This window comes from Jiangella anatolica, assembly GCF_003236295.1.
Classification (GTDB): domain Bacteria; phylum Actinomycetota; class Actinomycetes; order Jiangellales; family Jiangellaceae; genus Jiangella; species Jiangella anatolica.
Map to the genome: position 1 here is coordinate 1 of NZ_POTW01000119.1, position 19,554 is coordinate 19,554.

Annotated in this window: 20 protein-coding genes and 1 tRNA gene; 9 read left to right on the plus strand and 12 right to left on the minus strand. The window is 73.4% G+C overall.

All coding sequences use genetic code 11. The features are described 5' to 3' along the window. The 4 genes from C1I92_RS29575 to C1I92_RS29590 all read left to right on the plus strand — a co-directional run. The coding region (locus C1I92_RS29575) for a DUF501 domain-containing protein (protein ID WP_111258228.1) at positions 1-492 on the plus strand (492 nt) is incomplete at its 5' end. Then, positions 489-1,412, plus strand: a complete 924-nt coding sequence (locus C1I92_RS29580) for a Ppx/GppA phosphatase family protein (protein WP_111258245.1) — start codon at positions 489-491, stop codon at positions 1,410-1,412. The genes C1I92_RS29575 and C1I92_RS29580, both read left to right, overlap by 4 nt. 151 nt (positions 1,413-1,563) lie before the next feature. Beyond that, positions 1,564-2,697: a hypothetical protein gene (locus C1I92_RS29585; RefSeq protein WP_111258229.1), complete on the plus strand. Its 1,134-nt coding sequence runs from the start codon at positions 1,564-1,566 to the stop codon at positions 2,695-2,697. Positions 2,698-2,710: 13 nt separating this feature from the next. After that, a complete protein-coding gene (locus tag C1I92_RS29590) occupies positions 2,711-3,547 on the plus strand; it encodes a uracil-DNA glycosylase (protein WP_111258230.1) in 837 nt (278 codons plus the stop codon). A gap of 2 nt (positions 3,548-3,549) precedes the next feature. Here the strand turns inward: C1I92_RS29590 and C1I92_RS29595 are convergent, their stop codons facing one another. Next, positions 3,550-3,882 carry a YciI family protein gene (locus C1I92_RS29595; RefSeq protein ID WP_111258231.1) on the minus strand — a complete coding sequence of 111 codons (333 nt, stop codon included), beginning with the start codon at positions 3,880-3,882 and terminating at the stop codon, positions 3,550-3,552. 82 nt (positions 3,883-3,964) lie between these two features. Next, positions 3,965-4,696: an ArsR/SmtB family transcription factor gene (locus tag C1I92_RS29600; RefSeq protein WP_199521722.1), complete on the minus strand. Its 732-nt coding sequence runs from the start codon at positions 4,694-4,696 to the stop codon at positions 3,965-3,967. 108 nt (positions 4,697-4,804) lie between these two features. Between C1I92_RS29600 and C1I92_RS29605 the strand changes: the two genes are divergently transcribed. The 4 genes from C1I92_RS29605 to C1I92_RS29620 all read left to right on the plus strand — a co-directional run bounded on the left by C1I92_RS29605 (position 4,805) and on the right by C1I92_RS29620 (position 8,677). After that, positions 4,805-6,217 (plus strand): NAD(P)/FAD-dependent oxidoreductase, encoded by a 1,413-nt coding sequence (locus C1I92_RS29605; RefSeq protein ID WP_111258233.1) that lies wholly within the window; start codon positions 4,805-4,807, stop codon positions 6,215-6,217. 107 nt (positions 6,218-6,324) lie between these two features. Further along, entirely contained in the window at positions 6,325-7,617 is a 1,293-nt protein-coding gene (locus tag C1I92_RS29610) for an SAM-dependent methyltransferase (RefSeq protein ID WP_111258234.1), read from the plus strand. Next, positions 7,614-8,135 carry a glycine cleavage system transcriptional repressor gene (locus C1I92_RS29615; protein WP_111258235.1) on the plus strand — a complete coding sequence of 174 codons (522 nt, stop codon included), beginning with the start codon at positions 7,614-7,616 and terminating at the stop codon, positions 8,133-8,135. The genes C1I92_RS29610 and C1I92_RS29615 overlap by 4 nt, the downstream gene beginning before the upstream one ends. Continuing rightward, positions 8,132-8,677, plus strand: a complete 546-nt coding sequence (locus C1I92_RS29620) for a peptide deformylase (protein ID WP_111258236.1) — start codon at positions 8,132-8,134, stop codon at positions 8,675-8,677. The genes C1I92_RS29615 and C1I92_RS29620 overlap by 4 nt, the downstream gene beginning before the upstream one ends. Here the strand turns inward: C1I92_RS29620 and C1I92_RS29625 are convergent, their stop codons facing one another. Further along, on the minus strand, positions 8,678-9,094 hold the full coding sequence (locus C1I92_RS29625) for a J domain-containing protein (RefSeq protein WP_146605330.1): 417 nt from the start codon (positions 9,092-9,094) through the stop codon (positions 8,678-8,680). 111 nt (positions 9,095-9,205) lie between these two features. On the opposite strand from C1I92_RS29625, the gene C1I92_RS29630 reads away from it, so the two are divergent. Further along, positions 9,206-9,279, plus strand: a tRNA-Leu gene (locus tag C1I92_RS29630). Positions 9,280-9,308: 29 nt separating this feature from the next. Here C1I92_RS29630 and C1I92_RS29635 read toward each other — a convergent pair. The 9 genes from C1I92_RS29635 to C1I92_RS29675 all read right to left on the minus strand — a co-directional run bounded on the left by C1I92_RS29635 (position 9,309) and on the right by C1I92_RS29675 (position 19,484). Next, positions 9,309-11,270, minus strand: a complete 1,962-nt coding sequence (locus C1I92_RS29635) for a hypothetical protein (RefSeq protein ID WP_111258238.1) — start codon at positions 11,268-11,270, stop codon at positions 9,309-9,311. A gap of 43 nt (positions 11,271-11,313) precedes the next feature. Continuing rightward, complete coding sequence (locus C1I92_RS29640) at positions 11,314-12,168, minus strand: carbohydrate ABC transporter permease (protein ID WP_199521723.1); 855 nt, start codon at positions 12,166-12,168, stop codon at positions 11,314-11,316. Next, complete coding sequence (locus C1I92_RS29645; protein ID WP_199521724.1) at positions 12,165-13,094, minus strand: carbohydrate ABC transporter permease; 930 nt, start codon at positions 13,092-13,094, stop codon at positions 12,165-12,167. The genes C1I92_RS29640 and C1I92_RS29645 overlap by 4 nt, the downstream gene beginning before the upstream one ends. Then, positions 13,091-14,401, minus strand: coding sequence for an ABC transporter substrate-binding protein (locus C1I92_RS29650; protein ID WP_111258239.1), 1,311 nt, complete (start codon positions 14,399-14,401; stop codon positions 13,091-13,093). Before C1I92_RS29650 ends, C1I92_RS29645 begins: the two co-directional genes overlap by 4 nt. Continuing rightward, positions 14,398-15,693, minus strand: a complete 1,296-nt coding sequence (locus tag C1I92_RS29655) for an FAD-dependent oxidoreductase (RefSeq protein ID WP_111258240.1) — start codon at positions 15,691-15,693, stop codon at positions 14,398-14,400. The genes C1I92_RS29650 and C1I92_RS29655 overlap by 4 nt, the downstream gene beginning before the upstream one ends. Next, positions 15,690-16,526 carry an IclR family transcriptional regulator gene (locus tag C1I92_RS29660; protein ID WP_158564328.1) on the minus strand — a complete coding sequence of 279 codons (837 nt, stop codon included), beginning with the start codon at positions 16,524-16,526 and terminating at the stop codon, positions 15,690-15,692. Before C1I92_RS29660 ends, C1I92_RS29655 begins: the two co-directional genes overlap by 4 nt. 230 nt (positions 16,527-16,756) lie before the next feature. Then, complete coding sequence (locus C1I92_RS29665) at positions 16,757-17,350, minus strand: hypothetical protein (RefSeq protein WP_111258242.1); 594 nt, start codon at positions 17,348-17,350, stop codon at positions 16,757-16,759. 47 nt (positions 17,351-17,397) lie between these two features. Beyond that, positions 17,398-18,015: a hypothetical protein gene (locus C1I92_RS29670; protein ID WP_111258243.1), complete on the minus strand. Its 618-nt coding sequence runs from the start codon at positions 18,013-18,015 to the stop codon at positions 17,398-17,400. Next, a complete protein-coding gene (locus C1I92_RS29675) occupies positions 18,012-19,484 on the minus strand; it encodes a multicopper oxidase family protein (protein WP_111258244.1) in 1,473 nt (490 codons plus the stop codon). Before C1I92_RS29675 ends, C1I92_RS29670 begins: the two co-directional genes overlap by 4 nt. Positions 19,485-19,554: the final 70 nt, after the last annotated feature.

Sequence of the window (19,554 nt, forward strand, 5' to 3'; positions counted from 1 at the left end):
CCACCCACCCCCGCCGACCTCGACACCGTCACCCAGCAGCTGGGCCGGCGGGTGCGCGGGGTCCGGACGATCGCCGCCCGATGCGCGAGCGGGCATCCGTCCGTCGTCGAGACCGAGCCGCGGCTGGCCGACGGCACGCCGTTCCCGACGCTGTACTACCTGACCTGCCCGCGCGCCGTCGCCGCGACGTCGACGCTGGAGTCGATCGGCACGATGAAGGAGCTGGCCGACGAGCTGGCCGCCGACCCGGAGCTGGCCGCCGCCTACCGCGCCGCGCACGAGTCCTACCTGGCCCGCCGCGAGGCGATCGCCCACGTCGAGGAGATCGCCGGGATCACCGCCGGCGGCATGCCCGACCGGGTCAAGTGCCTGCACGTCCTCGTCGCGCACAGTCTCGCCGCCGGGGCCGGCGTCAACCCGATCGGCGACCGCGCGCTGGACCTGATGAAGGACGCGTGGACCCCCGTGACCTGCGACTGGAGCCCCGCATGACCCGGGTGGCCGCCATCGACTGCGGCACGAACTCGATCCGGCTGCTCGTCACCGATCTCCGCGACGGCGCTCAGCACGACCTCGACCGCCGGCTGCGCATCGTCCGCCTCGGCAAGGACGTCGACCGCACCGGTGTGCTGGCCCCGGAGGCCCTGGACCGCACGTTCCAGACGCTGCGCGAGTACGCCGCCGTCATCGCCGAGCTCGGCGCCGAGCGGGTCCGGATGGTCGCCACCAGCGCGACCCGCGACGCCGCCAACCGCGACGAGTTCGTCGCCGGCGTCGTCGAGGTGCTCGGCGTCGAGCCGGAGGTGGTGTCCGGCGCGACGGAGGCCGGCCTGTCGTTCGACGGCGCCGTCCGCGGCCTGGCCGGCGACGGTCGGCCGCCGTACCTGGTCGTCGACATCGGCGGCGGCTCGACCGAGCTCGCCCTCGGCGGCGGCGACGGCGTCACCGCCGCCCGCAGCGTCGACATCGGCTGCGTCCGGCTGACCGAGCGCCGGTTCCGGTCCGACCCGCCGACCTCCGAGCAGGTCGCCGCGGCCCGCGCCGACATCGAGGCCGCGCTGGACGAGGCCGCCGCCGTCGTGCCGGTGGCCGACGCGCGCACGCTGGTCGGGCTGGCCGGCTCGGTGACGACGGTCGCCGCGATCCACTTGGGGCTGGCCGAGTACGACTCCGCCGCCATCCACCACAGCCGGATCCCGGCCGAGCAGGTGCGGGCGATCAGCGATCACCTCCTCACGCTGACCCACCACGAGCGGCTGGCGATCGGCCCGATGCACCCCGGCCGGGCCGACGTCATCGCCGCCGGCGCCCTGGTCCTGCGCTGCGTCGTCGACCGCGCCGGCGTCGACGAGGTGCTGGTCAGCGAGCACGACATCCTCGACGGCATCGCCTGGAGCGCCGTCCCCGCCTGACCGAAGAAACCATGCGGGGTCCGGCCGGCGCCACCGGCCGGGCCCCGCGCTCTTCAACTGGCGTTCAACTCCCCGCCCTGCGCCGGTTCACGGCACACGTGACGATTCGGACTGGACCGATTCGCCGCGTCGACGAGAGAAGGGCCCTGACATGTCCGGAGCACTGACCCGGCGCACCCTCCTCGCGGGTGCCTCCGCGGCCGGCCTGGCGCTGACCCTGCCGTCGGCCGCCACCGCCGCCGAACCCACCGCCTACGCCGCGTTCCGCCTGGTCCGGACCCGGCCCGACACCCCGAGCGTCCCCGAGATCACGCTGCCCGCCGGCTACACCATCCTGGCCGGGACCCGGTACTCCGTCGCCAGCCGGGCGGAGTACTACACGTTCGTCACCGGCCCGCGCGCCGACGCGGTCGAGGTCACCGTCCGCTGGCCCGGTGTCGCCGTGGAGACCGTCATCCACCAGGACACCCACCTGGCGATGCGCCCCGACGCCGCCGACGGCGACCGGTTCTCCTTCACGCTGCCCGTACGGCAGACGTCGGCCGACGCGAACCACCCGACGCTGCAGGTGTGGAGCATCCCGGAGAACGTGCCGGGGATGAACTGGCGCATCGAGCACAACGACCCCGACCGCGTCGCCGGCCCCTGGACGTCGGTGCCGTGGCCGGCCGGCGAGGTCCGCTCGGTCGTGCACCAGCTGGTCGCCGCGAACTACATCTGCCACGCGTCGGGGCTGGTCGCGACGGCGGCGGCGAAGGGCCACCGGTGGGTGCTGATGGGCTTCGAGACCAACAACACCCTGCACGCCGACAACCCTCCGCACTGGCACATCTCGTACAACTCCGGTCGCGACTTCAGCGCGAAGACGCACAACCCGCACCTGTGGCTGGACCGCGAGGGCCGCAACTTCTACAACGGGATGGACGTCACCGGCCTCGGCCGGCTGCGCTACTACGTCGGCGATCCGGCCCCGATGTACGACTTCATCGGGGACGCGAACGGCGGCCGCGGCAACCTCACGTGCACGATGACGCTGCGTGCGGACGGCGGCATCGACATCGCCCCGCCCACCGGCCCGGCCTACGCGATCGCCGCCGGCCGCGACGGCACGCTGCTGGCGGAGGTCAGCGTGCTGCGCGACGGCGCGCCGTGGCTGCGCATCGCGACCGTCGACCGCGTCCGGTTCGGCGTCACCGCGTTCGAGGTCACCGGACTCGCCGACCCGGGTGAGAGCGTGTCGCGGGTACTGCGCTACGACCGGCTCACGGGCGTCATCACCCGGTAGGCAGAATGACGGGGTGCTGCTCCCACACCCGCTCACCGGCGACCCGTTCCCCAGTCCGGTCCCGCCGGGGACCGGCTGGCCCGGCGACGTCGCCACCGCGGACACTCCGGTGGCGACGTCGCCGGACGACGTGGTCCGGCTCGCGGCGGGCGCGGAGTTGGCCGAGGTCGTCGCCCGGTCCTCGGTCTGCCGGGCCTGCCCGCGGCTGGTGACCTGGCGCGAGGACGTCGCGCGGGAGAAGCGCAAGTCGTTCGCCGGCCAGCCGTACTGGGGCCGGCCCACGCCGGGCTGGGGCGACCCGCGGCCGCGGGTGCTGGTGTTCGGCCTGGCGCCCGCGGCCAACGGCGGCAACCGCACCGGCCGCGTCTTCACCGGCGACCGCAGCGGCGACTGGCTCTACGCCGCGCTGCACCGCGCCGGCCTGGCCAACCAGCCGACGGCGACGCACGCGGGCGACGGCCTGGAGCTGACCGGCGCGCGGATCATCGCCGCCGTTCGCTGCGCGCCGCCGGACAACAAGCCGACGACTCAGGAGCGCGACGCGTGCGAGCCGTGGCTGGACCGTGAGGTGGAGCTGGTGCTGCCGACGGTGCGCGCGGCGGTCGCGCTCGGGTCGTTCGCCTGGGCCGCGGCGCTGCGGGCGCTCGGCCGGGCCGGGCTGACCGTGCCCCGGCCGCGGCCGGTCTTCGGGCACGGCGCCGAGGTGACGCTGCTCCCGCCGGAGGACGGGGCGGTGGCGCCGGTCCGGCTGATCGGCAGCTACCACCCCAGCCAGCAGAACACGTTCACCGGCCGGCTCACCGAGCCGATGCTCGACGACGTGTTCGGCCGGGCCGCCGCCGCCCGCTGACGTCAGCTCGGGAGCGTGCCGCTCTCGATCTCGCGGACCTCCACGCCGCCGCCCTGCCGGACCGCGGGGTTGCGCCCGGCGATCGCGACCGCGGCGTCGAGATCGGGCGCCTCGACGACGTAGACGCCGGCGACGACCTCCTTGGTCTCCAGGAACGGCCCGTCGGTGACGCCGTCGGCGCGGACCGACCGCGCCTGCGCGCCCGGCCGCAGCGCGTACGCGGCGAGCATCGTGCCGGACGACGCCAGGTCGTCGGCGTGCTGGTCGTGCGCGGGCCGGTCCGCCGCCGCGCTCGGCCGGCCGGAGTCGTAGATCAGGATCGCGTAGTGCGACATGGGAGTCCTCTCTGGTCGGGTGCCTTCACCGAGTCCGTCACGCGGCGGCGGGCGGAATCGACATCGCGAGGCGGCCGCGTTCTCAGCCGGCCGGCGGCAGCTCCAGCCCGAGCCGCTCCCGCAGCGCCGTCCGGCCGGCGTCGGTGAGCCGCAGCGCCCGGGACCGCCGCACGCGGACCAACCAGCCCGCGTCGACGGCGTGCGCGCACAACGCCGCGCCGGCGGCGCCACCGAGGTGCGGCCGGCGCTCGGTCCAGTCCAGGCAGGACCGCACCAGCGGTCGTCGCGACTCCGGCGGCCAGCCGCCGGCCAGCGCGGACATCCAGCGGTCGCCCTCGTCGGTGAGCACCAGCCCGCGGTCCCAGGACAGCAGGCCGCGCGCCGTCATCGCGTCGGTGACAGCGACGCCGAGCGTGCCGGCCAGGTGGTCGTAGCAGGTGCGGGCGGCCGCCAGCGCGCGGCGGCGGTGCGCCGTCGTCAGCGAGGACGGCGCGGCCGGCTCGGCGCCGGGCCGGCCGGCGTCGCCCGCGGCCGCCGCGAGCCGCTCTACCAGGTCCGCTGCGGGGGTCCCGGCCAGCCGGACGTAGCGGTGCCGGCCCTGCCGGACCTCGGCCAGCAGCCCACCGCCGACCAGCAGGTTCAGGTGCTGGGTCGCGGTCGACGGCGCCACACCGGCGTGCCGGGCCAGCTCCGTCGCCGTCCACGCCCGGCCGTCCATCAGGGCCAGGCACATCGTGGCGCGGGTCGGGTCGGCGAGCAGGGTGGCCAGCGCGGCCAGCCCCGCGCCGTCGCGCTCCATCAGGCGAGTGGTCATGGACCCATCATCGACCCGGGACGGTTCGGCCGGCGCCGAAGGGCCGATGTGGCGGAACGCACCGTGAAAGCTCTTGTGAATCTGTTCACAAGCGCTACGCTGGGAGATATGAACGGGAGAGTCGGACGCACCGGGACCCCGCACATCCTCATCGTCGGCGGCGGTTACGTCGGCATGTACACCGCGCTGGGGCTGCAGCGATCACTCAAGCGCAGTCAGGCCCGCATCACCGTCATCGACCCGCGTTCCTACATGACCTATCAGCCGTTCCTGCCCGAGGCCGCGGCCGGCTCGCTGGAGCCGCGGCACGTCGTCGTGCCGCTGCGGCGGGTGCTCAAGCGCTGCGACGTCATCACCGGCGAGGTCACCTCGATCAGCCACGCCGCCAAGACGGTCACCGTCAAGCCTGAGATCGGCGCGGAGTACGAGCTCGGCTACGACATCATCGTCGTCGCGCTCGGGGCGATCTCGCGGACGCTGCCGATCCCGGGCCTGGCCGAGGTCGGCATCGGCTTCAAGCAGATCGAAGAGGCCATCGCCCTGCGCAACCACGTCCTCGACCGCCTCGACGTCGCCGCGTCGACCACCGACCCCGAGCTGCGCCGCCGTGCGCTGACGTTCGTCTTCGTCGGCGGCGGGTTCGCCGGCGTCGAGGCGCTCGGCGAGCTGGAGGACATGGCCCGCTACGCGCTGCGCTACTACCCGCAGCTCAAGCCCAGCGACATGCGCTGGGTGCTGGTCGAGGCGGCCGGCCGGATCCTGCCCGAGGTCGGGCCGGAGATGGGCGAGTACACCGTCGTCCAGCTGAGCGAGCGCGACATCGAGATCCGCCTCGAGACGCTGCTGAAGTCCTGCGTCGACGGGCACGTCGTGCTGTCCAAGGGCAAGCCGTTCGACGCCGACACGCTCGTGTGGACGGCGGGCGTGAAGGCCAACCCGATGCTGGCCAACACCGACCTGCCGCTGGACGACAAGGGCCGGGTCCGCTGCCTGCCGGAGATGCGCATCGACGGCCTCGACGACGCCTGGGCGGCCGGCGACAACGCCGCGATCCCGGACCTGTCCGCCGGGCAGCCGGGCGTCTACACGGCCCCGAACGCGCAGCACGCGGTCCGGCAGGCGAAGCTGCTGGCGAAGAACATCATCGCCTCGCTCGAGGGACGGGTGCCCGAGCCGTACAAGCACAAGTACATCGGCTCCGTCGCCAGCCTCGGCCTCTACAAGGGCGTCGCGCACACGTACGGCATCAAGGTGCGCGGCTTCGCCGCCTGGTTCATGCACCGCACGTACCACATGAGCAAGATGCCGACGTTCAACCGCAAGGCCCGCGTGGTCGTCGACTGGACCCTGGCGCTGCTGTTCAAGCGCGAGGTCGTCACGCTCGGCCGCATGCGGATGCCGCGCGAGGACTTCCGCCGGGCCAACGCGCCGCTGCCCCAGGCCGTGCGGCCCACGCCGGCCGCGGACGAGCGTCCGGCGGAGACGGCCGCCACGGCGGGCGGACGGGCGCCGCGCGGCTGAGCCACCGCGCGCGCCCGGGCCCGCCGTGGGCTGCCCCGATGCAAAGCCGTGGCAGCGGCCCTCCCGCCTCGCTAGCGTGGCGGGAGGGGTACGGACGGGAGGTCGCCATGTCCACAGGGGGAGCGGCGGGACGCATCGCCGGACTGGTCGAGCGGCTGCTGGGACGGCCGCTGCCGCTGGCGATCCGCACCTGGGACGGCGCGCAGGCCGGCCCCGCCGACGGTCCGGTGCTGGTGATCCACTCGCGGCGGGCGCTGCGCCGGCTGCTGTGGCAGCCCGACGAGATCGGCCTGGCGCGCGCCTGGGTGGCCGGTGAGCTCGACGTCGACGGCGACCTGGACGAGGCGCTGACCAGGCTCGACGACACCCTGCGCGAGCTCGGCGGGCGCGGCCGCTTCGGCGCCGCCGACCGCGCCGAGGTGATCCGGCTGGCCGTCGTGCTGGGCGCCGTCGGCCCGCCGCTGAAGCCGCCGCCGGAGGAGGTCGTACTGGCCGGCGACCGGCACTCCCGGGGCCGCGACCGCGCCGCGATCAGTCACCACTACGACGTCGGCAACGACTTCTACGAGCTGGTCCTCGGCCCGTCGATGGTCTACTCGTGCGCCTACTGGACCGGCGACTCCGCCACCCTGGAGCAGGCGCAGCGGGCGAAGAACGAGCTGATCTGTCAGAAGCTCGGGCTGCGGCCCGGCATGCGGCTGCTCGACGTCGGCAGCGGCTGGGGCTCGCTGGTGCTGCACGCCGCCGAGCACCACGGCGTCGAGGCGGTCGGCGTGACGCTCTCGGTGCCGCAGGCCGAGTACGCCAAGCAGCGGGTCGCCGACGCCGGCCTGTCCGACGCCGTGGAGATCCGGGTGCAGGACTGGCGCGACGTCGCCGACGGGCCGTACGACGCGATCGCCAGCGTCGGCATGGCCGAGCACCTCGGCGCGGCGACCTGGCCGGAGTACGCCGCGCGGCTGTACGGACTGCTGCGCCCCGGCGGCCGGCTGCTCAACCACCAGATCGTCCGGTCCGGGCGGCCGCGCGCCGGCGGGCTGGCCCGGCCGCGGCGCACGTTCATCGACGCGTACGTGTTCCCCGACGGCGAGCTGATCCCGATCGGCGACGTCGTGAGCCGGCTGGAGGCGGGCGGGTTCGAGGTCCGCGACGTGCACGCGCTGCGCGAGCACTACGCCCGCACGCTGCGGGCGTGGGTGGCGAACCTGGAGCGCGGCTGGCGGCGCGCCGTCGACCTGGCCGGTGAGGGTCGGGCCCGGGTCTGGCGCCTCTACATGGCCGCGTCCGCCGTCTCGTTCGACGCCGCGCGCATCGGGGTCGACCAGGTGCTGGCGGTTCGCCCGGATCGGGACGGCCGAAGTGACCTGCCGATGGTCCGTCCGGTTGGATGGAGCCTGTGAGCCTCATCGCCGTCACCGTCATCGGGCACGACCGTCCCGGCATCATCGCCGACGCCACCGCCGGCCTGGCCGGGCTGGGCCTGAACCTCGAAGACTCGACCATGACCCTGCTGCGCGGGCACTTCGCCATGATGCTGATCTGCTCCGGCGACCGGTCGCCGGACGAGGTGCGCGACGCGCTGGCCCCGTTGACCGCGGACGGACGGCTGCAGGTCGTCGCCGCCGCGGTGCCCGGTGAGGACCCCGCCGACGTGCTCGGCCGGCGGCCCTACGTGCTGACCGTCCACGGCGGCGACCGGCCCGGCATCGTCTCGGCCGTGACGCGGGTCCTCGCGGCGGCCGGCGGCAATGTCACCGACCTCACGACCCGGCTCACCGGCGATCTCTATGTCGCCGTCGCCGAGGTCGACCTGCCCGCGGACGCCGACGCCGACGCCGTCGGCGCGTCGTTGCGCGACGCCGGCGCCGAGCTGGGTGTGGGCGTCACGCTGCGGCCGCAGGAGACCGACGTCCTGTGAGCGTCGCCGACTGGACCGAGGCCGACCTCGGGGTGCCGGGCCGCGTCCTGACCGTCGTCCGTGCCCCCGCCGCCGGCTTGTCGTCGCCGTCGCCGCTGGTGGACCCGTCGGCTCCGGAGGTCGTGCAACTGGCCGCCGACCTCGTCGCCACCATGCGGGTCTCGCCCGGCTGCGTCGGCCTGGCCGCCAACCAGGTGGGCGTCGCCGCCCACGTCTTCGCCGTCGACGTCAGCCAGCACCCGAAGACCCGCACGTCCCACGGCACCTTTGTCCTGTGCAACGCCGAGGTGGTCGAGGCGACCCGGAAGGAGAAGGGGCGCGAGGGCTGCATGTCCGTCCCCGACCTCACCGGCGACGTCAAGCGCGCGACCCGGCTGACCGTGCGGGGCCGGTTACCCGGCAGCGGCGAGGAGCTGGTCGTCGAGACCGACGCGTTCGAGGCCAGGGCGCTGCAGCACGAGATCGACCACTGCGCCGGCTACCTCTTCCTCGACCGGGTGGCCGGCGCGCATGCCGTCTTCCCGCGGCAGACCTACCTGTAGCTACGGGACGAGGATCAGCACGAGCGCCAGCAGCACGTGCGGGACGATCACGAGGAAGAGGAAGAACAGGACGATCAGCGGCAGCGCGCTGCCGTCCGACCGCGATGGCGCCGGCCGAGGCTGTCCCGGCCGTGGCTGTGCCGGTCGCGGCGCCGCCGGACGGGGCGCGGCGGCGGGCGTGGGGTGTGGCCGCGGCGGCGACGTGACGGGGTTCGCGAGCAGCGTGTCCCGCGCGAGGACCAGCCGCCGGAACGCCCGGGCGTCGCCGCCGGTGTCTGGGTGCCCGCCGCGCAGCGCCTCCCGGTGGAAGGCCCGGTTCACCTGCTGCGGGCTCGCCCCGCGCCGCACCCCGAGCACGTCGTGCGGATCGGCCCCGCCCAGGGCCGTGCTGTCAGCTCCGTTGTGCCTCACACTCATACGACTGTTCCGGGCGGCGTTTTGTGACATCGGTGGCGTGATCCAATCGTGCCCGATTTGCGTCATTCGACTGGAGACAGCCGCCTCGCCAGGCGCGATACTGAGTTGCCGGCCCCCGTAGCCCAATTGGCAGAGGCACCAGCCTTAAAAGCTGGACAGTGTTGGTTCGAACCCGACCGGGGGCACCCGCAGGATGCGTCGCCCCGGCGTGGGCTCAGGTCGAGGTGAACGTGTAGGCGATCCGGCCGGCGCGGCCGTGCGGAACCCGCAGGACGTGCAGCCGCCGCGATCCGTCCAGGAAATAGGTGCGGGCGGCGGGCGTGACGGTGGCGCCGGCCGCTCGGCCCCAGTCGACGGTCAGGGTGACGCCGCCGCGGGTGATCGTCAGCGAGCCGGCCGTGGCGGCGGCCGGAGTGCCGAACACGACCTCGTCCCCGGTCGACCACCGCACGTCGTCGTCCGGTCGGAGGACCAGCGGGACCTGCTCGACGGCGTCCATCGTCGTCGCGATCTCGCGGACCAGGCCGGCGTCGGTGAACAGCGCGGCGACGGTGACGTTGCCGCCCGCGGTCGTCCAGCGCAGGCCGAGATCGCCGCGGACCGTCGCGACCAGGTCGGGCGCCACGACCGGCCCCGAACCGGCCGGGCCGTCGTGATACACCGGCGTCAGGTTGGACGCGCCGTCGGTGCCGCCGTTCGGGAGGACGGTCGCCCAGCACTCGGTGTTGCTGCTCTGGCCGCCGTGGACGAACGTTCCGGCGGCCGGGTGCCACAGCAGCCCGAGGCCCGCCCGCACCACCCCGTTGGGCCGCGTGCCCAGGAACGCCTGCAGGTAGTACGACGGGCGCCGGAGGAACAGGTAGTGCTGGTCCTGCGGGTCGACCCGCAGCTCGGTGAACCGGCCGAACCGGACGGCAGGCAGCCCGGCGATCGCCACGTCGCGCTGCCGGCGCGTCGGGTACCCCTCGCCGTAGGGGATGTTCGCCGGGATCCGTGGGTTGGTGTCGCCCGGCGCCAGCACCGGCACCGGCGACGAGTCCGCCGCCCACGCCGCCCGCTGCGCGTCCCGCTCCTCGCGGGCGGGGTAGAAGACCCGCAACTGCGGCACCGAGCGGCAGAACACGGATCCGAGGTCGCGCTGCTGCCGGTCCGGCGTGACCGCGTCGAGGAAGTACATCGGGGTGCGCGCGGCGCCGGACGCGAACGAGACCAGGCCGGCGCCGTCGGGCTCGGGGACGACGGTGTAGGTGAGCCACTCCGCGAGCCGGCGCACCACGGGCAGTAGCACCGGCGCGCCGACCTCGGTGTGGATCTCGTGCAGCTCGGTGAGCGTGACGTTGAGGTTGTAGGCGATGTCCATGCCGCGCGGCTCGTAGAGGAACCCGGCCGGGCTCTGCGCGTGGGCGGCGAAGTAGGCGATGCGGTCGTCGAGCAGGCGGCGCAGCCCCGCGTCGGGATCGAGGTCGAGCGCCTTTGCCGCGCCCGCGAGCCCGGCGGCGGGCTGGTTCGCGAACTCGACCATGCCGTCCTGCCAGACGCCAGTGTTGGCGGGGTCGAGGAACCAGGTCATGGCCCGGTGCAGCGCGGCGCTGATCTCGGCGCCGCGGTCGGGCAGGACGCCCGCGTCGCGCAGCTCGTGCAGCGTCTTGCTCAGGTACCCGAGCGCGAACGCCGTGGCCGCCCGCGACCGCTCGTCCGGCGCGTACTCCGGCCAGGAGCCGTCGTCGTGCTGCAGCCGCAGGTAGTAGCCGACGGCCGCGTCGAGGCGGGCGAGCAGGGCGGGGTCGTGACGGTACGGGTTCCAGGGCCGGTCGGCGCCGTGGAACCAGGCCAGTGTGGCGACGTGCTCCATGATCCGGGCGTTGAACGGCTCGCTCGGCGTGCGCCACCAGCCGCCGGTCATGAACCCCCGTAGCTCGGTGTCGGAGTCGTCGATGTCGTTGACCATGTCGGCCAGCGTCACCAGGTACGGCGCGTACCGCTGCTCCGCCGGCGCGAACGCCGTCCGCGCGGGCGCACCGGCCGGCAGCGGCGCGAGCCGAGGCAGCGGCCCGCTCCCCGCCGGAGTGACGGGGTCCGCGGACGCCGGCCGGGCGAGGGCCAGCCCACCCACCAGCCCGGCCGCCCCGCCGATGAGCACCGTCCGCCGGTTCGGACGCGCGCCTGCGTGTGCCATGGTGCCTCCGTATCCGCCGCGACCGCGGCCGAGATGACGGGCGTCAGCCTTTGATGCCGCTGGCGAAGCCCTTGATGATGTACTTCTGGAGCAGGAAGTAGACGACGAGGATCGGCACGATCGCGATGCCCATGCCGGCGAAGATCACCTGCCACTGGCTGGCGAACTCGCCGCGGAAGGCGAAGATCGCAACCGGCAGCGTCTGCTGCGGGCTGCCGCCCACGTAGAGCAGCGGCGTCAGGAAGTCGTTCCAGATGTTGATGGCCGACAGGATGACCACCGTGCCGGTCACCGGGCGCAGCAGCGGGAAGACGATGCGCCGGAACACCGCCAGCGATCCGGCGCCGTCGACCCGCGCCGCCTCCTCGTAGTCGCGCGGCAGAGCGCGCAGGAAGCCCGCGTAGAGGAACACGGCCAGCGGCAGCTGGTGCCCGATCTCGAAGATGATCAGCGACGTGTAGGTCTGCAGCAGGTTGAGATCGCGCATGAGCTGGTACAGCGGCACCATGCCCAGCTGCAGCGGGATCATCAGGCCGAGCAGGAAGAGCAGGTACATCCCGTAGCCCAGCCGGGTACCGCGCCGGGCCAGCACGTATGCCGCCAGCGAGCCGCAGGCCACCAGCAGGGCCACCGACAGGCTCGTCACCACGACGGAGTTCACCATCGCCGTGCCGAGGTCGCCGCGCTGCCAGGCCTCGGTGAAGTTCGCCAGCGCCGGGTCCGTCGGGACCGACAGCGGCGAGCGGGCCAGCTCCGCGGGCGTCTTGAGCGCCACGGTGAGGAAGACGTAGAAGGGGAACAGGAAGATCGCGGCCAGGGCGAGCATGCCGAGCTCGGCGCCGATACGCGGCAGGGTCCACCGGCGCCGGGCCGCGGACCGCACCGCCACGACGCTCACTGCTGCACCTCGAATCGCCGCAGGCCGCGCAGCTGAAGCAGCGCGAACGCGAAGACGATCATCGTCAGGACGAGCGCGATGGCCGTGGAGTAGCCGTACCGGCCGGACACGAACGCCTCCTTGTACATGACGACGGAGAGGGTCTCGGTCGCGTAGCCGGGCCCGCCACCGGTCATGACGTACACCTGGTCGAACAGCTTGAGGCTCCCGATGAGCGTGAGCGACAGCGCGATCGTGGTGGCCGGCACGAGCAGCGGGAGCGTGACGTGGCGCAGCCGCTGCCACCGCCCGGCGCCGTCCATCGTGGCGGCCTCGTGCAGCTCGGGCGGCACGCCCTCGAGGCCGGCGAGATAGATGACCATGGTGAGGCCGGCGTTCTGCCAGATGATGACGGCGATGACGCTGGCCAGCGCGACCGACGAGTCACCGAGCCAGTTCTGGGCCAGTCCGCCGAGCCCGACGGCGCCGAGGGCGTCGTTGAGCGGTCCGGCGGGGGTGAGGATGTACTGCCAGAGGAATCCGATGATCACCGGCGGCAGCAGCGCCGGCGCGAAGAACATGGTCCGCAGCAGGTTCCGGCTGGCCAGCGCCGAGTGCAGCGCCAGGGCGAGCGCCAGGCCCACCAGGGTCTGGACGATCGTGGTCGACACCGCGATGACCAGGGTGTTCCGCAGCGCGGAGCGGGCGGCCGGGGCGGAGAACAGCTCGGTGAAGTTGTCCAGCCCGACGAAGCCCGGCGTCTCGCTTCGTCCGGCCCAGTCGGTGAACGCGTACCCCGCGCCCTGCAGCGTCGGCCACAGCACCACGAAGGCGTAGAACAGCAGCGCCGGGACCAGCATCAGGTACGGGACCCGCGCCCGCCGGGCCCGGCGCCGGGTGGCGGGTGGACCGCCATCCACCGCCGGCCGGCTGAGGGTCAGGGTCACGACTGGCCCCTGGCGTACTCGGCGTCCATCTGGCCGAGCAGGCCGGCGGTGTCGAGGGCGCCGTCGAGCCACTCCTGACCGGACTGCAGCATGGTCTGCTGCACGTCGCCGTTGGGCCACAGGTAGTTGGCGTAGGCGACGGAGCGCCCGTCGGCGAGCAGCGGCTCGATCGTCGCCAGCACATCGCTGTCCAGCTCGACCTCGGTGGCGAGGCCGGGCAGCACGCCCATCTCGTTCGCGTAGGCCGCGACGTTCTCCGGCTCGGCGAGGAAGTCGAGGAACTCCCGGGCCGCGGCGGGGTCGGCGGCCGCGTTGACGGCCAGGAAGTCCGGCGCCACGGGGACCAGAGTCGCCTCGGGGTCGTCGTTGGCCGGCAGCGCGAAGACGCCGAACGCGTCGGCGCCGCCCTCGGAGTAGCCGTGCAGCTGCGGCAGGCCGGCGGAGACCATCAGCACCATCGCCGACTCGCCGGTCGCGACCGACTGCATGCCCTGGTCGGCCGGTATGCCCAGCATGCCGTCGGAGAGGTAGCCGGCATCGCGCAGCTCGGCGATCCGGGCGAACACCTGGCCCCACGCCTCGTTCTCGGCGAACGTCGTCTCTCCCGCGGCCAGCTGCGCGTCGATGTCCGGGTTGTCGGCGTAGACCAGCGTCCCGGCCAGCGCGTACACCCAGAACTGGAAGAAGATGCCGCCCTGGAACGGCGCCGCGATCGGCGTCACGCCGGCCGCGTCCAGCGCCGCGCAGGCGTCGAGGAACTCCTGCCAGGTGGTCGGCACCTCGAGACCGGCGTCCTCGAACACCTGCCGGTTGTAGGCCATCACGATGGCGTTGCGGCTGACCGGGAAGGCCAGCACCTGGCCATCGACCTCGGCGAGGGCGCGGGTGTCGTCGGACAGCTCGTCCGTCCACGCCGCGTCGGACAGGTCCGTCAGCTCGCCCTCGCGGCCCAGCACCCCGACCGCGACCGGGCTGGAGTTCCCCGGCGACACCCGGATCAGGTCGGCCGCCGTCCCGGACGTCAGCTGCACCCGCAGCTGCTGGTTCAGCTCGTCGGTGGTGGCCGAGGAGATGTCGACGGTCCCGCCGGTCTCCTCCTCGTAGGCCTCGATCAGCGGCGCGAGGCCGGTGTTCTGCTCGGTGTTGACATACGCCGTGAGGCTGCCGCCCGACCCGCCCTCCTCCGTCGAGTCGTCGCCGGAGTTGACGAACCCGCAGGCGCCGAGCGCGACGACGAGGGCGGTGCCGAGCGCGGCCCGCTGGATCAGGACACGAGCGGGACGGGACCGAGCGGCGTCGATGGTCATGAGGTCTCCTTGGTCGGCAGCGGTGGCACGACGACGTCGCCAGGAAGGATCGCCCCGTGGGCGCGCAGGTCGTCGCGGATGAGGTCGAGCGGCAGGTCCAGGACGTCGGCGCCCTGGTCCACGGCGCGTGCCGCCAGCACCCCGGCGGACTGCCCCATGGCCATGGACGACGCCTGCACCCGGTATGCGGACGACGCCTCCTGGTCGCCGCTGATGGCGCGACCGGCGACGACCAGCCGGGACGATCCGCGTGGGATCATCGCCGCGCGTGGGATGGTGGGCACGGTGCCGTAGGCGAGCGGCCGGATGTCGATGCCGTCGCCGTCCGGCCGGTGCACGTCGATGGGGTAGAAGCTGTAGCTGAGCGCGTCGGGCCAGGCGCGGCCGCTGACGTAGTCGTCGAGCGTGATGGTGGCGTGGCCGTCGATGGTCCAGCTCTCGCGGATGCCGGTCTCGATCGCCCACGACTCGATGACGACCTGCTCCAGGCCGGGTTGGCGCCGCAGGAACCGCAGGATCCGCAGCAGGGTGCGGCGACCCGCGACCTCGGCGTCGGTCTTGTCGCGGCTGGTGCCGCCCTGCACTCCGGTGACGTGGATCGCGTTCTCGCCGCGGACCCGCAGGAACTTCGCGACCGGGTTGTGCGCGAGGTCCGCCGGTAGCAGGTCGCCGCGCCGTACCGCGTCGTCGTGCGCGGCCTGGACCGCGTCGACGTCGATGGCGGCGAGGTCGTAGCCGCCCAGCCGGACCATGATCGTGCCGGGCTGGCGGCGCGGGCGGGTGGACCGGGCCAGCCCGGCGAGCGCGACGACGTCCGCGTCCCCGGTGCAGTCGACCACGGCGCCGGCCCGGATCCGGTGCAGCCCGTCCTTGGTCGCCAGCGTCAGCCGCCACTCGGTCCCGTCCCACGCGGCCTCGGCCACGATGGCGTGCAGCAGGAGCTCCGCACCTGAGCCGACCACCGTGTCGTCCAGGACCGCCGCCAGCACGGCCGGCGACACCCGGACCTGCAGCCGGTGATGCGGCAGGTCCCAGCGCGAGAAGTCGGGCAGCCGCAGGCCGGCCTCGCGCACCGACCGCGTCACGGCCTCCCAGCCGATGCCGGCGATCACCTGCTGGCCCCACGCGTGGAACAGGCCCGGCAGGGACACCCCCGCCACCGTCGTGGTGCCGCCGAGCGCGCCGTTCTTCTCGACCAGCAGCGTGCGGGCGCCCAGCCGGGCCGCCTGCGTCGCCGCGGGCCCGCCGGCCGTCCCGCCGCCCGCGACGACGACGTCGTAGTACGGCGTCATGCGCTCGCCTCGCGCGGATCGGCGCCGAGCATCAGCGACAGCTCGGCCGCGGCGTCGATCACGTCGTCGCGCAACGAGGCGGCGTGGGCGTCGGTGTGCCGGACGGACGGGTAGCCCACGCACACCGCCGCGATGGTGCGCCCGGTGTGGTCGCGCACGGGCGCCGCGACGCCGCAGACGCCGGGCGCCTCCTCTTCGAGGTTGGTCGCGAACCCGCGCCTGGCGACGTCGTCCATGGCGTCCATGAGGTCGCCCTCGTCCGGCGGGGTGTCGTCGCGCCAGGGCGCCGAACGCAGCATGCTCAGCCGCTCGGGCCGTGACAGCCCGGCGAACAGCACCTTCCCGGCCGCGGTGCGGTACGGCGGAGTGGCCGAGGCGTCGACGAACCGGGCCGTCGTCGGGTCGATGGTGAGCAGCTGCGGGCTGACCAGGACGGCGATGTCGGCCCGGCGGTAGCCGTGGAACACCGCCAGGTGCACCGTCTCCTGGGTGCGCTCCCAGAGCCGGCGCAGCACCGGCGCGGCGGCGGCGGAGAGGTCGGTCTGCAGCACGAACCGGCGGTTCAGCTCGAAGAACCGGGACCCCAGCAGGTAGTGGCGGCTGCTCGCGTGCTGGGCGACGAGGCCGTGCGCCACGAGGGAGGCCAGCAGCGTCCGCGCCGTCGATGCCGGCAGTCCCACCTGTTCGGCGAGGTCCCTCAGCGCGATGCCGTGTGAGCCGGCGCCGGCGACGACGTCGAGCAGAGCGACGGTGCGGTCGATCGCCTGGATGGCGGTCCGCGGCTCTGGGCGCGGGGCGGCGGCCACCGGCCGCGCGACGTCGTTGTCAGTCATCGTCGATTCCATTTCCGGCCGCTCGGCGCGTTCGGCATTGTCGAAGGGAGTTCGACATTGCGGCGAGCGTAGGACGGGTTTTGAATCGTGTCAATGACGAGCTGCGGTTCCACCCGGATGCGGCTCGGCGCAGGGTGAGGGGACTCGATGCGACAGGAGGCGAGGTGGCGATGCTCCGATTCGGGCCGGCCGGTGGCGACAGGTACAGCCACCGGCGATCAGAGCGCCCGTCAACCGCCCGGCGCGCGCGACGGGGGTTTCTGGCGGCGCTGCGGGATGGCGCAGGCCAGCGCCAGCGTCACGAACAGGGTGGAGAAGAGGGTGGCCGCCCACGTGTTCTGCGGGGTGCTCGAGGCGAGGAACATGGCGGGCACGATCGCGAAACCGACGATCCCGCACCCGATGCGTGCCCAGACCGCACCTCGACCCGACAACGAGTAGCCGGCCAGCATGGCCAGGAGCACCATGCCGATGGACGCACTGCCTTCCCCGGTCCTGAACAGGTGCGGGATCGCACCGGGGATCGACAACGGGCCGATGGGGAACAGCAACGGCGCGAGCACCAGCCAGTGGGCACGGCGTCGCTCGTCGGTCCGCCGCAGGTGCTCGGCCCAGCCCAGCAGGCCGCCCACGACGGCGCCGGGGAGCAGCAGGCAGAGGAAGGTGCCGCTCCAGGTGAAGCGCGAGTCGTCTCCGGCGAGCTGGATCATCCACCCGCGCAGGCTGGAGGCCCAGGTGAGGCCGAGCAGGGCGCCGGTCGCGGCCGGCCCCAGCCACTGCCGCCGCGCGGTCGGCGCCGGCGCCGCGACGCCGAGCGGGGACATGTCTGGTCGCGCCGGCCTGCCGTCGCCGAGGCGTGTCGATCGGGCGGTCATGGCGCCGTGCGGGTCGCGGCGTTGACCTGGACCCAGCCGAGGACGGCGAACAGGACCATCCAGCCGGCGATCACCAGCTGCTCCACGACGTAGCCGGCCAGGATGCCGGGGGTCATGGGGACGAAGACGTACACCCCGAGACTCAGGGGCAGATATCGCCGCCGGCCGGTCCAGATCTTCGCGCGCAGCACGGCGATCCCCGCGAGCACGGCGAACAGGCCGATGGCGAACGACGCGAGGCCGTAGGCGGCGCCGACGTCGATGTCGTCCTCGGCGATGATCGACACCGCCTCCAGAACCGCCAGCGCCACCATCGCGAGCACGCTTCCGGCCACCCCGACGCGGCCCAGCCGGGAGCGGCCGATGGCGCCGGAGCTCCAGAGCGAGGCGAGCAGGATCGCCAACCCGAGATCGCGCACCAGGAGCACGATCTGCGAGATCGCGAAGCCCGTCGCGCCGAACGGATAGCTGTACTGGTCCTCGTCGACCGCGGCCGGGTAGAGGATCAGCACCAGGCCGGCGACGACCCCGATCGCGCCGGCCACGAGCCCGATCGCCCCGGGAAGCCGGCTCGACGTCGCGGCAGGCGCGGCCGTGCCGCTCGGCGGGGTCACGACAGCCGCCCCTTTGCGTGGCGACGTCGTCTGACGTTCATCTGGCCCATCATCCCCAGGTCGGCATGGCCGAGAAGGTGACAGTGGTAGAGGTACCGGCCGGGGAAGTCACCGAACTTCATGATGATCCGCACCCACCCGCCGGCCTCGATGTTCACGCTGTCCTTCCAGCCGGCTTCGATCGGCTCGGGCGGCTGGCCGTTGCGATCGAGGATCTGGAACCGGACCAGGTGGGTGTGGAAGACGTGCGGGATCGGCAGGGCCGGCTTCTCGGCGTTGACGATCGTCCAGATCTCGGTGTCGCCCAGGCGCGGCTCGATGTCGACCCGCTCGGGGTCGAACTCCTTGCCGTTGATGACCATCTTGCCCGTCACCGGGTCGAGGTTCAGCGTGAACTCCCTGCGCACGCGGGCCGAAGACTCCTTCAGGCGCCGGACCGGGACCAGCTTCGCCGGCAACGGGTGGTAGCCGGACGAGGCGGGCCGGGTGACGTCGAACCGCATCACCTCGGGCGCCGTCCCGAAGATCGTCAGGCTGTTGCGCAGCACGATCTGGGTGCCGATGGGATACCGGGAGAAGTCGATCACGACCTCGACGCGCTCCGCGGGCGCCAGCGGAACGGACCGGACCGGGACGGGGGCCGGCAGCAGGCCGCCGTCGCCGGCGATCACCTGAACCGCGTCACCGTTGCTGAGACTCAGAGCGAGCAGCCCGTCGAACGACGACGCGTTCAGGAGCCGGAAGCGATACGGCCGGCGTTCGACCTCCAGGACGGGATGCGGCCGGCCGTTCACCAGGGTGACGTCGCCGGCGAACTCGCCCGGGCCCGGCAACCGGAACGAACCGTCGGCGTTGAAGAACCGGTCCTGGATCACCAGCGGCACGTCGTACGGCCCGTGGGGGAGTCCGAGCGCGTCCTCGGCTTTGTCGGAGATGAGGTACAGGCCGGCGAGCCCGCGGTAGGTGCGGACGGCCTCCTGGTGGTGAATGTGATCGTGGTACCAGAGCGTCGCCGCCGGTTGCGCGTTCGGGTAGAAGTAGTAGCGCGAGCCGTTCCGCGGGATCTCGTCGCCGGGCATGCCGTCCGAGCCGGACGGCACGTTCCCGCCGTGCAGATGGACCGCGGCCTCTTCGGGCAGCAGGTTGCGCTGGCGGACGACCACCGGCCGCCCGGCCCGGGCCCTGATCGTCGGTCCCGGGAAGCTGCCGTTGTAGGTCCACACGGGGGTCTTCAGGCCCGGCAGGATCTCGGCGGTCGCCTCCTTCATCGTGACGTCGTAGTAGTCCAGCCGTTCGGGCAGCCGCCGCGGACGCAGCTCCGGCGGAACGGTCAGCGGCACGGCGAACTTCGGCACCTCGGGTGCCACGGACGGCTGACCGCGGAAGACGCCGGCCAGGCGTTCGGCCGGCACGAGCGCGGAGGCGCCGGCGAAGGCGCCGAGCTTGAGGAGTTGACGGCGATCGATCACGGTGTGTCCTTCACGACGGGAGTCACGGACGGCGGCGGGACGTCGGCACCGGCGGCGGACCGTTCCGGTG

What these genes read in the sequence shown, in the direction of transcription:
- C1I92_RS29580 (WP_111258245.1), top strand. Translation starts at nt 489, where the DNA reads ATGACCCGGGTGGCCGCCATCGACTGCGGCACGAACTCGATCCGGCTG.
- C1I92_RS29585 (WP_111258229.1), top strand. Translation starts at nt 1,564, where the DNA reads ATGTCCGGAGCACTGACCCGGCGCACCCTCCTCGCGGGTGCCTCCGCG.
- C1I92_RS29595 (WP_111258231.1), bottom strand. Translation starts at nt 3,882, where the DNA reads ATGTCGCACTACGCGATCCTGATCTACGACTCCGGCCGGCCGAGCGCG.
- C1I92_RS29600 (WP_199521722.1), bottom strand. Translation starts at nt 4,696, where the DNA reads ATGACCACTCGCCTGATGGAGCGCGACGGCGCGGGGCTGGCCGCGCTG.
- C1I92_RS29605 (WP_111258233.1), top strand. Translation starts at nt 4,805, where the DNA reads ATGAACGGGAGAGTCGGACGCACCGGGACCCCGCACATCCTCATCGTC.
- C1I92_RS29610 (WP_111258234.1), top strand. Translation starts at nt 6,325, where the DNA reads ATGTCCACAGGGGGAGCGGCGGGACGCATCGCCGGACTGGTCGAGCGG.
- C1I92_RS29625 (WP_146605330.1), bottom strand. Translation starts at nt 9,094, where the DNA reads ATGAGTGTGAGGCACAACGGAGCTGACAGCACGGCCCTGGGCGGGGCC.
- C1I92_RS29635 (WP_111258238.1), bottom strand. Translation starts at nt 11,270, where the DNA reads ATGGCACACGCAGGCGCGCGTCCGAACCGGCGGACGGTGCTCATCGGC.
- C1I92_RS29650 (WP_111258239.1), bottom strand. Translation starts at nt 14,401, where the DNA reads ATGACCATCGACGCCGCTCGGTCCCGTCCCGCTCGTGTCCTGATCCAG.
- C1I92_RS29655 (WP_111258240.1), bottom strand. Translation starts at nt 15,693, where the DNA reads ATGACGCCGTACTACGACGTCGTCGTCGCGGGCGGCGGGACGGCCGGC.
- C1I92_RS29660 (WP_158564328.1), bottom strand. Translation starts at nt 16,526, where the DNA reads ATGACTGACAACGACGTCGCGCGGCCGGTGGCCGCCGCCCCGCGCCCA.
- C1I92_RS29665 (WP_111258242.1), bottom strand. Translation starts at nt 17,350, where the DNA reads ATGTCCCCGCTCGGCGTCGCGGCGCCGGCGCCGACCGCGCGGCGGCAG.